Annotated in this window: 15 protein-coding genes; 8 read left to right on the plus strand and 7 right to left on the minus strand. The window is 72.4% G+C overall.

Annotated elements, in window-relative coordinates:
- Positions 1 to 325: 325 nt before the first annotated feature.
- From AB0J66_RS45935 to AB0J66_RS45945, 3 genes are read right to left on the minus strand one after another with little or no spacing between them, the layout of a single operon-like run.
- A complete protein-coding gene (locus tag AB0J66_RS45935; RefSeq protein WP_364674709.1) occupies positions 326 to 1,234 on the minus strand; it encodes a ketopantoate reductase family protein in 909 nt (302 codons plus the stop codon).
- A 1-nt stretch (position 1,235) separates the two neighbouring features.
- Positions 1,236 to 1,502 (minus strand): UBP-type zinc finger domain-containing protein, encoded by a 267-nt coding sequence (locus tag AB0J66_RS45940; RefSeq protein WP_364674712.1) that lies wholly within the window; start codon positions 1,500 to 1,502, stop codon positions 1,236 to 1,238.
- A complete protein-coding gene (locus AB0J66_RS45945) occupies positions 1,499 to 3,073 on the minus strand; it encodes a Na+/H+ antiporter (RefSeq protein ID WP_364674715.1) in 1,575 nt (524 codons plus the stop codon). Before AB0J66_RS45945 ends, AB0J66_RS45940 begins: the two co-directional genes overlap by 4 nt.
- 65 nt (positions 3,074 to 3,138) lie before the next feature.
- On the opposite strand from AB0J66_RS45945, the gene AB0J66_RS45950 reads away from it, so the two are divergent.
- From AB0J66_RS45950 to AB0J66_RS45970, 5 genes are read left to right on the plus strand one after another with little or no spacing between them, the layout of a single operon-like run.
- A complete protein-coding gene (locus AB0J66_RS45950) occupies positions 3,139 to 4,122 on the plus strand; it encodes a ketoacyl-ACP synthase III (RefSeq protein WP_364674718.1) in 984 nt (327 codons plus the stop codon).
- Entirely contained in the window at positions 4,119 to 4,847 is a 729-nt protein-coding gene (locus AB0J66_RS45955) for a glycosyltransferase family A protein (RefSeq protein WP_364674721.1), read from the plus strand. The genes AB0J66_RS45950 and AB0J66_RS45955 overlap by 4 nt, the downstream gene beginning before the upstream one ends.
- A 37-nt stretch (positions 4,848 to 4,884) precedes the next feature.
- Positions 4,885 to 6,297 carry a class I adenylate-forming enzyme family protein gene (locus AB0J66_RS45960; protein ID WP_364674724.1) on the plus strand — a complete coding sequence of 471 codons (1,413 nt, stop codon included), beginning with the start codon at positions 4,885 to 4,887 and terminating at the stop codon, positions 6,295 to 6,297.
- Positions 6,294 to 7,442: a cytochrome P450 gene (locus AB0J66_RS45965; protein WP_364674726.1), complete on the plus strand. Its 1,149-nt coding sequence runs from the start codon at positions 6,294 to 6,296 to the stop codon at positions 7,440 to 7,442. Before AB0J66_RS45960 ends, AB0J66_RS45965 begins: the two co-directional genes overlap by 4 nt.
- Positions 7,439 to 8,272: an NAD(P)-dependent oxidoreductase gene (locus tag AB0J66_RS45970; RefSeq protein ID WP_364674729.1), complete on the plus strand. Its 834-nt coding sequence runs from the start codon at positions 7,439 to 7,441 to the stop codon at positions 8,270 to 8,272. Before AB0J66_RS45965 ends, AB0J66_RS45970 begins: the two co-directional genes overlap by 4 nt.
- Here AB0J66_RS45970 and AB0J66_RS45975 read toward each other — a convergent pair.
- Together AB0J66_RS45975 and AB0J66_RS45980 are read right to left on the minus strand one after the other, a co-directional pair.
- The gene (locus tag AB0J66_RS45975; RefSeq protein WP_364674732.1) at positions 8,256 to 8,849 is read right to left on the minus strand and encodes a fibronectin type III domain-containing protein; all 594 of its coding nucleotides are present in this window, start codon (positions 8,847 to 8,849) and stop codon (positions 8,256 to 8,258) included. The genes AB0J66_RS45970 and AB0J66_RS45975 overlap by 17 nt on opposite strands.
- A gap of 63 nt (positions 8,850 to 8,912) precedes the next feature.
- Positions 8,913 to 9,590 carry an EcsC family protein gene (locus AB0J66_RS45980; RefSeq protein ID WP_364674734.1) on the minus strand — a complete coding sequence of 226 codons (678 nt, stop codon included), beginning with the start codon at positions 9,588 to 9,590 and terminating at the stop codon, positions 8,913 to 8,915.
- Positions 9,591 to 9,834: 244 nt separating this feature from the next.
- On the opposite strand from AB0J66_RS45980, the gene AB0J66_RS45985 reads away from it, so the two are divergent.
- Entirely contained in the window at positions 9,835 to 10,740 is a 906-nt protein-coding gene (locus AB0J66_RS45985) for a PAC2 family protein (RefSeq protein ID WP_364674737.1), read from the plus strand.
- Here the strand turns inward: AB0J66_RS45985 and AB0J66_RS45990 are convergent.
- Together AB0J66_RS45990 and AB0J66_RS45995 are read right to left on the minus strand one after the other, a co-directional pair.
- Entirely contained in the window at positions 10,673 to 11,464 is a 792-nt protein-coding gene (locus AB0J66_RS45990; RefSeq protein WP_364674740.1) for an alpha/beta hydrolase family protein, read from the minus strand. The two genes, AB0J66_RS45985 and AB0J66_RS45990, sit on opposite strands and share 68 nt — an antisense overlap.
- Complete coding sequence (locus AB0J66_RS45995; RefSeq protein ID WP_364674741.1) at positions 11,455 to 12,144, minus strand: nucleotidyltransferase domain-containing protein; 690 nt, start codon at positions 12,142 to 12,144, stop codon at positions 11,455 to 11,457. The genes AB0J66_RS45990 and AB0J66_RS45995 overlap by 10 nt, the downstream gene beginning before the upstream one ends.
- A gap of 192 nt (positions 12,145 to 12,336) precedes the next feature.
- On the opposite strand from AB0J66_RS45995, the gene AB0J66_RS46000 reads away from it, so the two are divergent.
- Entirely contained in the window at positions 12,337 to 12,939 is a 603-nt protein-coding gene (locus tag AB0J66_RS46000) for a hypothetical protein (protein ID WP_364674874.1), read from the plus strand.
- A 352-nt stretch (positions 12,940 to 13,291) separates the two neighbouring features.
- Positions 13,292 to 14,320, plus strand: a complete 1,029-nt coding sequence (locus AB0J66_RS46005) for a hypothetical protein (protein ID WP_364674744.1) — start codon at positions 13,292 to 13,294, stop codon at positions 14,318 to 14,320.
- Positions 14,321 to 14,392: the final 72 nt, after the last annotated feature.

Genomic DNA, 14,392 nt, shown 5'->3' on the forward strand with positions numbered 1-14,392 from the left:
AGGGCGCGGCGCGCGGGCGAGGGCGCGGCGCGCGGGCGAGGGCGCGGCGCGCGGGCGTGGGCGCGGCGCGCGGGCGAGGGCGCGGCGCGCGGGAGCGCGAGGGCGAGGGCGTGGGGGCGGGGGCGCAGCACAAGGGCGTGCGCGCGGCGCAGCGCGGCCCAGCGAGGCGGCGCAGCGAGCGGAGGCTGAGCACAGGCCAAGGAGTGGGCGCGCAATACAGCCCGGGAAGGGGTCTCACAGCTCAGCGTGGGCCGCGGAGGCGGAACGGGCCCGGGCCGAGTAGGTGAAATTCGGGCGCGACGCGGCTGCGATCACCCCGCCGGCGTCAAGCGCGCTGGGCTGAGTAGATCGCGAGGTTTGTGTAGGCGGCCGCCAGAGCCGGCACCGGGACACCGTGTTTGTCGGCTTCGGTGACGAAGTCGCCGAGGATGGCGTCGGCCTCGACGGGGAGGCCGGCCATCATGTCGCGGTACATGGACGAGGTCATGGGCTGGTCGGTGGCCAGGCCGTTCTGCAGGACGCTGACCGCGCCGGGGCGGGGGGTGTGGCCGGCGGCGGTGGCGATGGCCATGGCTTCGGCGGCGATGCGGGCGCCGAAGGCGTTGCCACCGGGGGCGCGGTTGATGTCGCCGACGGTGGCCCGCATGAGGGTGGTGGCGGCGCCCAGGCTGGCCAGGAAGACCCATTTCTCCCACATGTCCTGGACGATGGTGGGGGTCGCGAAAGCGTCGAAGCCGGCGTCGCTGAGGGCGGCCACGACGTCGCCGGGGACGTCGGAGCCGTCCAGGCGGCCGAAGCCGAGGCGGTGCAGGTTGGTCAGCTGCACGACGTCGCCGTTCTTGTCCAGGCTGGCGTGGATCATGCAGACGCCGCCCCAGGCCCGGGACGGGCCGAAGGCGCCGACCAGCTCGTCGACGTGCCGCATGCCGTTGAGCAGGGGGATCACGACCGTGTCGGGGCCGACGGCGGGGGCGAGGTCGATCATCGCCTGTTCCAGGCCGTAGCTTTTCACCGCGATCACCACGACGTCGTACGGGCCGTCGATCTGCCCGGCGACCACCGTTCGCGGGCGCACCTCCGTCGTACCGTCGGGTCCCATGATCTTGAGGCCGCGGGACGACAGGGCCGCGGCCCGGGCCGGGCGGACGAGGAACGTCACGTCCCGGCCGGCCGCGGCGAGCCGGCCGCCGAAGTAGCCGCCCGTGGCCCCGGCCCCGACGAAGAGGATGCGCACGTCAGTAGCCTAGAAGCTCGTCGTCGAAGCACCACTTCCAATTCTCACCCGGTTCGAACGAGCGCATCACCGGGTGACCCGACTCCTGATGGTGGGCCGACATGTGCCGCCGCGGCGACGAGTCGCAGCAGGCGACCTTGCCGCAGGACAGGCAGACGCGCAGGTGGACCCAGTCGTGGTGGCCGGCGGCCACGCACTCGGGGCAGCCGTCCTCGTACGCCGACAGGGGCGCCGGGTCGCCGGACTCCTTGAGGTGCAGGCAGGTCAATCTTCACTCCGTAACAGCTGGGACTCTTCCAAATCGAGGTCGCGCTGGGCGCGGGTCAGCACCTCTTCGGGGATCCGGCCCTCGTTGCGGGCCACCTTGAAGACGCGCCGTTCCGCACTGATCATCTCGCGCCGCAGCCGACCGTACGCCGCCGACGGCGTCTCCCGCTGCTGATCACCGAGCCGCTCCCACGCGTTGTTGGAGCGGCTGTCGACCAGCGCGCGCAACCGGTCGACGACCGAGGCGGGCGCCCCGTCGGCGTTCTTCTCCAGCGCCTCGAGCGCGGCCCGCGAGGCCTGATGCTGCACGCCGGCCTCGGCCAGCGCGTCCTCGGTGCTGGTGTCCTCGCGGACGCCGAGCTTGCGGGCGAGCCAGGGCAGGGTCGTGCCCTGCAGCAGCAGGGTAACCACGATCACCACGAAGGCGACGAAGACGAACAGGTCCCGAGGATAGTCCGGCACGCCGTCCTCGCCCGGCAACGGCAGCGTCTGGGCGGCGGCCAGGGTCACCACGCCGCGCATGCCGGCCCAGGAGATCACGGTCGGCACCGACAGCGGCGGCCGTTCCTCGCGGTTGCGGACCCGCGGCGCCAGCCGGGCCAGGTACGTGGCCGGGTACATCCAGATGAACCGCATCACGATGACCGCACCCACCACGGCCGCGCTGACCGACACGGTCGTACCGACCGGGGTCTCGATGCTCTCGCCGATGCTGCGCAGCTGCAGGCCGACCATGAGGAAGACGACACCCTCGAGCAGGAAGTTGATCATCCGCCAGATGGCGTCCATCTGCAGCCGCGAGGTGGCCGAGAGCAGGTACGGCCGGCGGTGGCCCAGGTAGAGGCCGGCGATCACCACGGCCACGACGCTGGAGCTGTGCACCTCCTCGGCGATGATCACGACGACGAACGGCGTGAGCAAGGACACGGCGTCGTCCAGCAGCGAGTCCTCGATCTTGCGGTGCAGCTTGGCCGCCAGGAAGGCCGCCACGAAGCCGATCACAAGGCCGCCGCCGGCCATGAGCGCCACCTCGCCCGCGATCGGCCAGAAGCCCACCGCCGCGCCGGCCAGCGCGCCCACCGCGACCCGCACCATCACCAGGGCGGTGGCGTCGTTGAGCAGGCTTTCGCCCTCGAGGATGGTGACCACCCGGCGAGGCAGGCCGACCCGGCGCGCGATGGCTGTGGCCGACACCGCGTCGGGTGGGGCCACCACCGCGCCCAGGGCGACGCAGGCCGCGTACGGAATCTCGGGAATCAGCAGGTGAACGACGGTGCCGACGACGAACGCGGTGACCAGCACCAGCCCGACGGCGAGCAGCAGAATGGGGCGCAGGGCCCGGCGGAACGCGGGCACCGACGTCTCCAGCGCGGCCACGTAGAGCAGCGGCGGCAGGATGCCGATCAGCACCAGCTCGGGCTCGAGATGAGCCTCGGGGAAACCGGGGACGTACGACAGCGCGAGGCCGGCCACCAGCAGCACGAGGGGCGCGACGAACCCCAGGCGGCGGGCCAGAGCGGCGCCGACCACCGAGATCGCCACCAACACGACCACGTCGACGATGCTCTCCATGGCCGCCAAGCTTATAAGTATTCGGGCTCATGACCATCTGGCGTTCGTACGGCAGGCTGTCGCCCATGAATGTGGGAATCACCGGGATCGCGTACGCCCTGCCGGCGCGCGAGGTCACCACCGCCGAGCTGCAGCAGCGGGTTGCCCCGGGGCTTCCGCCGCGCATGTTCGAACAGGCCACCGGCATCGCCCGGCGGCGGGTGGCGGCCGACGACGAGTACGCGTCCGATCTCGCCATCGACGCCGCGACCAAGGTGCTGGCCGAGACCGGCCGTGATCCGCTCGATGTCGACCTGCTGCTGTTCGCCAGCGCCACCCGCGACATGGCCGAGCCGGCCACCGCGCACGTCGTGCAGGCCGTGCTGGGCAGCCGGGCCCACGCGCTGGACGTGACGAACGCCTGCAACAGCTTCCTCAACGGGATCGACCTGGCCCGCTCGATGATCCTGGCCGGCCGGGCCCGGACCGCGCTGGTCGTGACCGGCGAGACACCGACCCGGGCGATGCGGCCTTCTCTCAAGAGCCTGGCCCAGGCCCGTACGGCTTTGGCCGGCTACACATTCGGTGACGCGGGGGCGGCCGCGCTGGTGGAGCCGGTCGCGTCGGGCGGGATTCTGGACGTCGACGCCGAGACGCACTCGGAGCACTGGACCGTCGGTGGCATCTTCGGCGGCGGGTCGCGGAATCCGCGGGGCGACGAGCACACGTACTTCACGGGAGACGGCCGAAGGTTGCGGGCCGTTTTCGAGAGCATCGGGCCCGGCCTCCTAAGCCGAGTGTTGAACCGGTTCAACTACGGGTGGGACGACTTCGCGCATGTCCTCGTCCACCAAGTCACGATGCCGTACCTCGATCGGTTCGTGGAGGTCGCCGGCGTCCCCCGGGACAAGCTCGTGATCACGGTCGACGATCTCGGCAACATGGCCTCGGCCACCCTGGGCGTACAGCTGGCCCGGATATATCCGGATCTGAACCCCGGCGATCGGGTGCTGCTGGTCGGCCTGGGTGGCGGCGTCAGCCTGATGACCATGGTGTGGGAGGTCTCGTGACGCTCTGGGTGATCGTCCCCGCCTACAACGAGGAAGCGCGGATCAGGACCACCCTGGAGGCGCTGCGGGCGCAGACCGACACCGACTTCACCCTGCTGGTCGTCGACAACAACTCCACGGACGGCACGGCGGCGGTGGTCCGCGACTTCCGGGCGCCGTTCCCGGTGCTGCTGCTCACCGAGACCGACAAGGGCGTCGGCTGCGCGGTCGACACCGGCTTCCGGCACGCCATCGCGGCCGGGGCGACACACCTGGCCCGTACGGACGCCGACTGCCTGCCCGCGCCGGGCTGGGTGGCCGCCGCCCGGGCCGCCCTGACCGCCGGCGCCGGCCTGGCCTGCGGCAAGATCACCGCGCGGGCCGACGAGCACGGCCCCTTCGGCCGCGCCTTCTTCCGGCTGCTGGTCGTCACCGCCGCCGGCTTCGGCCGCGTCCGTCCGGCCCACCGGGGCTCCGAGTTCAAGGCCCCGTACCGCATGCATGCCGGCAACAACATGGCCATCACCGCCACCCTGTACGAGGCGTGCGGCGGCATGCCGCGCCGCCCCTCCCCCACCGACCGGACGTTCCTCAACCGCGTCCGCCGCACCACCGGCGCCATCACCCACCGCCGCGACATGGTCGTCGCCAACTCCACCCGCCGCATCCGCGCCTACGGGGTCCTGGGCACCGCCAAGTGGTACCTCGACCGCGGCAGCGGCCCCCGAACGGCGGACCCGCGGTGACGCCTCGAGCCTTTTCCCCCTGCTGGAGCGTGTGCTGATGCTCACCGAACTCATCGACGGCCTGCGCGAGGGCGACAACCGGCCCGCCTTGCCCGGCGCGACCCGGGGCGAGCTGGCCGAGCTCGTCCGTGGCTACGCGGTCGCCCTCTCCGGGCTCGCTCCGGGCGACACTGTCGCGCTGGCGGTACGCCCGGGGCCCCGATCCCTGGCCACCTTGCTCGCGGCGTACCACCTGGGTCTGCGCGTTGCCGTCCTTGACCCGACCGCCGGCCCGGACGTTCTGAGAGCCCGCCTGGCCCTGGCCGCCCCCAAGCTGGTGCTGGCCGACACCGCCGCGCAGGCCGTCGCCGGTTGGGCCGCCCGCCTGGCCCGCCGCGCCCACCTGGAGCTGCCTACGCTCGGCGCCATGGCGCCGGTCAGGACCATCGGCCGCCGGCTCCCCGGTTCGCCGCCGGCTCTGCGTCCCCTTCCGGGCCGTCTCCCCCAGCCGTACGAGGGTGAGGGTGACGCGGTGATCGTCTTCACCTCCGGAACGACCAGTAAGCCGCGCGCCGTGGTGCACACCCGCCGCTCGCTGTCGGCCGGGATGACCGCCGTCCGCGATCTGGTGCGCCCCGTCCCCGGCTCGCCGGTGGTCGGCGGCACCTTCTTCGTCCTGCTCCCGTCGCTGGCGAGCGGCGCCCCCGTGGCCTTCCCGTCGCGGCGCCGCCTGGCTCGCCAACTCCGCGAGCTGCGGCCGCAGGCCACCTACCTGACGCCACCCCAGATCCGCGCCGCCCTGGCCGCGGGCACCTCTTTCACCGGCCGCGTCTACAGCGGGTCGGCCCCGGTGAGCGCGTCACTGCTGTCGGCCGTACGCCGCTCCGGCGCCTCCGAGGCCTGGGGCGTCTACGCCCTTACCGAGGTCTTCCCCGCCGCCGCCATCGAGGAGTCGGAGAAATCCGCCCACACCGGCCCCGGCGACCCGGTCGGCCGCCTCCTTCCGGGCGTCACCGCCCGCGTCGGTTCCTCCGGCGAGCTGCTGCTCGCCGGGCCGACCGCAGCCGACCGCTACCTGGGTGAGGAGCCCTTGGACTGGGTGGCGACCGGCGACATCGGCCGCGTCCGGGACGACGGGTCGGTGATCCTCGGCGGCCGGGCCAAGGACATGATCCTGCGCAACGCCGAGAACGTCTATCCGGGCCTCTACGAGCCGTCCCTGCACGTCCCCGGCGTCGAACTGGCCCTGCTGGTCGGCGTCCCCGCCGGCGACGGCGACGAGCGGGTGGTCGCCGTCGTGCAGACCACCGCCGGCACCAGCGAGCGCGAGGTCCGCTCGGCCCTGCGAGACCCGCTGGCCCGCATGGGCTCGGCCCGCCCCGACAAGCTCATCTTCGCCCAGATCCCGCTGTCCGGCCGCTCCCGCAAACCCGACCGCCAGGCCACCGCCACCCTGGCGGCCCGCCGATGAGCGCCCGCGGCAGGGATCGCTGGGTCTACCTACGTAGCCATCCCGTCCTGTTCGCGTTGCTGGCCGCCACCCGGCACCGGCCCGCTCTGCGTCTCGGCGGCAATGTCCTCGTGCACGACCGCGAGGCGTACCGCGCGGCCCTGACCAAAATCCCGCTGGACCGAACCGCCGAGGGCACCACCGGCGGCGCCGCCGGCTCGCTGGCCGGCCCCGGCGCCCTCTTCGACCAGCACGGCGACGATCACCGGGGCACCCGCCGGGATACCGCCGACCTGCTGAGCGCGGCCGGCGTGGCTCGCCTGCGCCCGGTCTGGACCACCCTGCTGGCCGACCGCCTACCGAGCCTGGCCACCGGCCATTCCCTTGACGTGGTCCCCCTGGCCACGGAGCTCGCCGGGGCCACCGCCGCGGCCCTCCTGAAGATCGACGTAGACCCCCTCGAACTGGCCGCCGCCGCTCAGGACGCCGCCGCGACCGCCGCCCGCGCCCACCTACCCGGCCCGGCCCGCAAGCGCTCCGAGAAAGCAGCCGAAGCCAAAGCCGCCTACCTGCTCGACCTGCTCACGACGAAGATCCCGAGCAGGACCCGCCCTCAAGATGACGGGCACAGACAAGGCCCGGGCAGCTGTCCAGCGCGTCAGCCGGACACCGGCGACCGGGACGACGCGGGCCTTGCGGCGATGCTGGCCGTGGCGGCCATCAACACCACCGTGGCCGCCATCCCCCGGGCCGTGGCCTGGGCCTGCGACGCCGACCTCTGGGAGCACGCCTCCTCCCCGGCGCTGGCCGACGAGCTGTTGCGGGTCACTGCCCCCACGCCCCTCCTTCCGCGAGTGGCCGCGGCCGAGGCCCGACTCGGCGGCTGCCCGGTGCACCCCGGCGACCGCATGCTGCTCGTCGCCCGTCACGCGGCCGATGCCCACCGCAGCGACCCCGGCCCCGCACATCCGGCGCCCGCCCAGATCTCCCAGCTGGTCTTCGGCGCCGGCCCGCACGCCTGCCCCGGCGCCCGCCTGGCCCGCACCCAAATGCAGGATGTCCTGGCCGCTCTCGCCCCCTACCGCCCCGAAGTCATCCGCGCCCGAGCCGACCGCCGAGCAGCCCTCCCCGGCTGGCGCTCGCTGACTGTGCGAGCCACGCGATGAAGGTCGCGGTCACCGGCGCCAGCGGGTTCTGCGGCGGCGAGGTCGCTCGGCTCGCCGCGGCCGAGGGGCACGAAGTCGTCTGCTTCGGCCGGCGGCCGGGACCCGTCGGACGGCACGAGAGGTGGGATGCGACGCGGGACATACCCGACTTCACCGGCGTCGACGTCGTGGTGCATCTCGCGGCGGCCGTCGGCGACACCAAGAGGGGCGACTTCCACGGCGTCAACGTCGGCGGCACCCAACGGCTGCTCGCGGCGGCCGGTGACACACCAGTGGTCTGGGTCAGCAGTGCCAGCGTCTATCGCCCGGGTCCCTACGACGGCCCGGTCACCGAGGATCATCCCCAAGACGGGCAACGGACGGCCTACGGGCGCACGAAAGCCGCCGGCGAGCGGCTCGCGCTGCGAGCCGGAAAGGTCGTGCTGCGACCCCGCGCCGTCTACGGCGACGGCGACCCGCATCTGCTGCCGCGGCTGCGCCGGACAGTGCGCGCGGGCCGGGCCTGGCTGCCCGGCCCGGACGTGCCGTTGAGCCTGACGAACGTCACCAACCTGGCGGCGGCCTGTCTCATGGCCCACCGCTGGCCCGCCGGCGCCTACAACATCGCCGACGATGTCGTCTACCGGCGGGACGAGGCCGTCGCCGCGGTGCTCGGAGTGCCTGTCCGGCATGTCCCGGTACGAGCGGCACGAGCGGTTGCGGCCCTGTCCGCGCTGAGGCGGGCGCCGGCCGTCACCGCGTACGGCATCGACCAGGTGACCGACGGCCTCGTGCTGTCGATCGAGCGCGCCCGAGCGCGGGGTTATGCCCCGGTCAGCCGGTTGTGGTGACGACGCCGGAGCGGGCGACGGTCTTGGAGTAGGTGCCGTCGAAGCCGCGCCGGGTGGACACCGCGTCGACCGAGAAGACATAGCGGGTGCCGCGGTCGAGGCCGGTCACCGTGGCCGTCATGGTCGAGCACTCGGCGCCGGGCGTGACGACGGTCCAGCCGATGTCGCGCTGCTCGCCGAGCATGGCGTCCTGGCTGATCGCCGTGACGCGGTAGTCGACCAGGTTCTCGGCCGAGCCGTGGAACCAGGAGACCGTGGCCGAGGTGGCGCCGGCGACCGCGGTGGCGCCGTTGATCGGGTTCCGCTTGTTCGGCGGGCAGGTGGGCGTGCCGGTCGGGGTGGGTGTCGGCGACGTGGTCGGCAGCGGCAGGTAGCCGGTCGGGAACGGGGTCGCGGTCGACTTGGCGCCGGTCACGACGGGGGACGGGGTGGCGCTGCCGCTCGTGACGACCACCCAGGCCCGGCCGTCGGCGGCCTTCTCGGCCTCCGGCTTGGTGTCACCGCTGCCGCAGGCGGCCAGCAGCGGCACCAGCGCGAGCGTGCCCAGACCCATGGTGCCCAGCCAACGACGACGCACTCGCAGCCCCCATTCCGTTCGGTAACCGTTCAGCGGTTCCGTTCGGCCGGGGGACGCTTCTCCTTAGTCGCGGCGGTACAGCTCCCGCGTACGGCCGGCCAGGTTTTTCGTGGCGGAGGAGTTGGCCCACGTGCCCAGCACCACGGCCGCGCCCGGGACCAGCTTGGCGAAGACCTTCTTGGCCGTGTGCACGCCGGCCATGCCCGCGAGTTTGACGCCGAGCCGGACCATGACGCCGCTGAGCGGACGGCCGGCCGCGCTGCCGAGCAGGCGTACGGCTCGTTCCCGGCCGGCGGCGACGCCGAGGGCGAGCCGGGCCGACTGGGCGACCTTGTGCACCCGCTGCAGGACCAGCAGGTCGGTGGCGCGCTCGGGGGCTGTCGGATCGTGGTCGTAGGCGGCGGCGACGTGCAGCACCATGCGAGCCTGGTTCCACGCGAGGACGCCGACGTCGAGGACGGCGCCGGGCAGACCGGTGGCCCCGGAGACGGCCCCGGAGATGCGGGCGAGGGTGGTGAATCGCTTGACCGCCAGGTCGGCGAGCTGGTCGGGGGTCAGCTCGGGATTGTCGGCGCGGGTGATGCGGGCCCACTGCTCGGCCTCGGGACCGAGGCGGCGGACGGCTTCGAGGGCCAGGTGCTCGGGGGCGTACTGGGGATCGGCTTTCATGCGCGCCCAGAGAGAGCCGGGCGGTTCCGCGGTTTCGGCGACGAGGGCGGGACGTTGCGGGGCTTCGGTCACAGATCGCTCCGAGGGGGAAGGGAACGTTCCTGTGCCATTGTGCCGTGCGGATGCACGTGCACGCGAGGTTCGATCTTCAGTTGTGCCTTGTCTGAGATCTTCCCTGCCCGAACGTCAGGGCCACATCACCGATTCGGTACGTTTTTCATGTGTTCACGGGCACATGCTCATCGCCCGGAATGAAACACGCGGCAGGCTTGTTCGCAGGGGTTACCGCTTTGACCCACAACAGGAGGCGTTCGACGTGCTCGACCCACACGAGCTCTACGAGCTGGCCGACGACCTGCCCGAGCTCGACGAGCCGGTCCTCGTGCAGGCGCTCACCGGGTTCGTCGACGCGGGCAGCGCCATCCAGCTGGCCCGGGAAACACTTCTGGACGCCCTCGAGAGCCGCGTGATCGCGACCTTCGACGTCGACCAGCTGCTCGACTACCGCTCCCGCCGCCCTCCGATGATCTTCGTTGAGGACCACTGGGAGAGCTACGAGGAGCCCCAGCTCGCCCTGCACCTGGTGAAGGACCAGCTCGGCACGGAGTTCCTGCTCCTCGCCGGCCCCGAGCCCGACCTGCAGTGGGAACGCTTCATCACCGCCGTCGTGGCCCTGATCGAGCGGCTCGGCGTCCGCGTCACCGTCGGGCTCAACGCGATCCCGATGGCCGTCCCGCACACCCGCCCGGGCAGCGTCACCGCCCACGCCACCGACAAGTCGCTGCTCGGCGACCGCGAGCCGTGGCTGCAGCGGGTGCAGGTGCCCGGCAGCGTCGGCGGCCTGCTCGAGTTCCGGCTCGGCGAGGCCGGCCACCGCGCCATGGGCTACGCGGCCCACGTCCCGCACTACCTGTCGCAGACCACCTACCCGCCGGCGGCCGAGCTGCTGCTCGACTCGCTGTCGTCCAGCACGGGCCTGGCCCTGCCGACCGGCGAGCTGCGGTCGGCGTCGCAGGCCGTCCGGGAGGACGTCGACAAGCAGATCGCCGACGACGAGCAGGCCACCCGCCTGGTCGCCTCGCTCGAGGCCCAGTACGACGCGTTCCTGCGGGGCCGCGAGACCAACCTGCTCGCCGACACCGACCGGCCGCTGCCTACCGCCGAGGAGCTGGGGGCGGAGCTGGAGCGCTTCCTGGCCGAGCAGGGCCGCGACCAGGAGTGAGCAGGAAGTCCAGCACCGTCTGGATCTCCCGGTCCCAGTACGCCCAGTTGTGGTCGCCGGGAGTGAACGCCGCATCCAGCGTCACTCCCGCGTCCGCGCACGCCCCCACGAAGCGTTCGTTCTGCTTGACCAGGTAATCCTCGGTGCCGCACCGGAGCATCAGGCGCGGTTTCTCCCCCGGCCCGCGTAGCAGCTCGAAAAGGTCGTCGTCCGTGCCTTCGGTCGCCGTCCCGGCGAAGACCCGGTCCATCAGGGCGCGGATGTGCGGCCTGTCGTCGTGCGCCTGGAGGTACGCGACGTCGAGCGCCCCGGAGAGGCTGGCCGCGGCCGCGAACCGTTCCGGCTGACGCAGCGCCCACTTGAAGGCGCCGTAGCCGCCCATGGACAACCCCGCGACGTACGTCTGGTGGGGTTGCCCGGAGACCCGGAAGAACCGGTGGACCAGGCGCGGCAGCTCGTCGCTGAGAAAGGTCCAGAACCTCAGGCCGTACGCCTCGTCGGCGTAGAAGCTGCGGTGAACCTGCGGCATGACGACCGCGAGACCCCGCTCCGTGGCGTACCGCTCGATCGAGGTGAACCGCGTCCACGCGGTGTCGTCGTCAGTCAGACCGTGCAACAAGTAGAGCAGCGGCGGCCTGTCCGGCCCGTCCTCCGGCAGCACGACGGTCATCGAGGTGTCCAGCTCCAGCACCTCGGAGGCGAAATCAACGCGGATCAAGGCCATTCGGCGACGGTACGCCTCGTGTCGCGCCACGCGATCCACCCCGTACGCCACCGGGGTGATCCGACCTCCCGGCCCTGCCGGCGAGCGGCGAGCTCGGACCGCAGCCAGGCCGGAGCCCGAACCTGGTCGATGGCCCGGGTCTTGGTCAACAGGTCGCCGTCGGCCAGGGCGTGGCGGGCGCGGGCCATCGAGGTGAGGCCGAGATCGGCCAGGCCGGGGTCGAGCCAGATCCACGGGCGGCGGGCGGCCCAGGCCCAGTAGCCGGTGAGCTCGGCCCGCGCGGCGGCCCGGATGTCGTCGGCGGTGACCGCGGGGAAGACCTCGCGGGGCTCGCGCCCGAAGATCGCGTAGCCGTGGCGGACCAGCTCGGCTCGCGTGATGCCGGACAGGATCCGGTCGACCAGCCGGCCGTGGGTCCAGGTGGGGTGTTTGCCCTCGAGGCCGGCTCGCACATCGACGTAGACGCAGCCCAGGTTCTTCGTCTCACTCTGATCGACTTGGCGGTGGAGGCGGACGACCTCGGCGGTTCGGACCGGTCCGTCGACCAGCGCCACGAGGTCGAGATCGCTGACCCCCGGGACGTAATCGCCGGTCGCCAGGGAGCCCGCGACCATCAGATCGGTGGCCAGCCCACGCCGGCGCAACTCGTCCCCGAAATCGTTCGCGGCTGCACTTCGCATATCGACCATTGTGCCCGCCGCCGGGTTGGGAATGTCGTACCCGTCGATTAGAATGTATGTACGAAAGAGGCCCTCTGACCTGCTGATCTTCAGCCGGTTTCCGGGTGCTCGAGTTAGGAGATCGACGTGACCTCGTCCGTCCTGAGCGTTCCCTCGACCAACCCCGTGCCCGTCATCCCGCCGTATGCGACCATGCTCGGTTTCACCCGGTATGTCACCCGCACCGGCCCGGCCAAGGCCACCTTCGTCGGCGGCCTGCGCCGCGCGCGCGAACGCCGTAGCGGCTTCAACCCGCACGGCCAGCTCGTCAAGGCGCTCAAGGCCGACATCGCCTTCCGTACCGGTGGCAGCTACCTGTCCGGCGTGGTCGATCTCGTCAAGGAGCGGTGGAAGCCGCTGTACGAGTCGGTCAGCGCCGGCGCCAAGACCTATCTGGCCTCCCTGGGCGACCCGGCCCAGGTCGGCCTGGCCCAGACCCGCGACGCCCTGGCCACCGTCGGCCCCCTCGCCGTGAAGATCAACCCCCACTTCGGCCTGCGCTACGAGGACGGCCGCCGCGAGGCCGTCCGCCTCCACTTCGACGAGGCGCCACCCACCCCCGAGGCCATCACCGCCACCCTGCACCTGATGGCCCGCCACATGGACCAGATCCTCCCCAACGCCGAGCCGGTCCTGGTCGATCTGCGCCGCGGCACCACCCACCGCATGGACCCGGCCGCCAAGCCCAACGACGTCGAGGCCTGGCTCTCCGGCGAGGCCGCCGCCTTCACCGCCATGTGGGCCGCCCCCGCCTGACCCCACCCACCCTCCGACCCGCGGCCGCCCCGACCCGACCGCCCAGTCCACCGGGGGCGGCCGCGCCCTTTCCCAGCACCCCCACGCTCGCCGTGCAGTCCCACCCCGAGCCCCGGACGCGCCCTTAGGCCGCGCCTCGGCCCACGACATCGCCGATCCTCCTCCACACGCCCCTCTGCCTCGCGCAGGGGCGGAGCACCACGTCTGACCTGCCCTGGAACACCGGAGAGGGAATTTCCGGGTTTCGGTTGCGGAATGCCTTAGGTGCAGATCGGTTGCGACGATGCTCTCGGTGTACAGCAGGGGTCAGGCGCGTCGGGGGGCGTTCGTCATGAAGGCATTTGGTCGAGTAGTGGGCCTGACGCTGGCGGGGGTCGCGGCGGGCGCCTTGATCCAACCGGCGTCGGCGTGGGCCGGCGCGCGCGGCATCACTTCCACCAGCGCCGCGGGTGCGAACAGCGCAGCCGGCGCAACCAGCGCGGCGAACACGGCCGGCGCCGCCGCCGTGAGCCTGCCGGGGTTGGTGGCTTATGTCCGCAGTGGCGACATCTTCGTCAGCCGAGGGGCCTCCGAGAAGCGGCTCACCAGCGGGGCCGACCATGCCCGGCCGCGGTGGGCGCCGGACGGGAAGCAGATCGCCTACCTGAAGGGCGGGCTGCTCTGGGTCATGCGGGCCGACGGGAGTGGGCAGCGGCGGCTCACCACGCGTCCGGCGGCCGGGCCGTCCTGGTCGCCGGACGGGAAGTGGATCGCCTTCGCGTCGCTGTCCTGTTCGGGTGGGCCCGGGGTTTATCGGATTGCCGTTAACTCCAAGGCACAGCCCGAGGTTCTGTTTCCGCGGGACTGTCGCGGGGAGGATCTGCCGGCCGAGCCGAAGCCGGTGACGTCGCGGACGGGGTCGCTGAGCGAGCGGCTGGCCGGGGACGACGCGGTGGCCTGGTCGCCGGACGGGACGAAAGTAGCGTTCCGCGGTGGGGACTGCGAATCGGTCTACGACGCCTGTCTGAGCGTCGGGACCGTCGCCACCGGCGGGGAGCAGACCGTGGCCGCGTACGGCGGTGGCTCCTTGCAGAATCGCGGTTTCGCCGTCGTGCCGAGCTGGCGGCCGGACGGCAAGAAGCTGGCCTGGACCGCGTACCAGCAGGGCGAGACGGCCGCGCAGAACGAGCCGGTGCACCTCGTCGAGTACGACACCATCACCAAGGCCAAGCGGACCGTCGGCGGCGCCGGGGATCGCGAGATGGCGTACGTCGACAAGACGCGCGCCGTGGCGACCGGCCAGAACGCGGGCGGGTCGTGGGTGATGGTCGTGGGCCTGACCGACGGGACGCGGCGGCCGTTCCGCTCCGGGTCACAGCCCAGTGTGCAACCGGTGCGCTAAGCAGGCCGGTGGACAGTGCCGATGAGGTTGTCGACCGGTGGCAACGAGGTTGCCACCGGCCGGCGCATCTGA

The sequence above is a fragment of the Actinoplanes sp. NPDC049598 genome (assembly GCF_040675435.1).
In the GTDB taxonomy this organism is placed as follows: domain Bacteria; phylum Actinomycetota; class Actinomycetes; order Mycobacteriales; family Micromonosporaceae; genus Actinoplanes.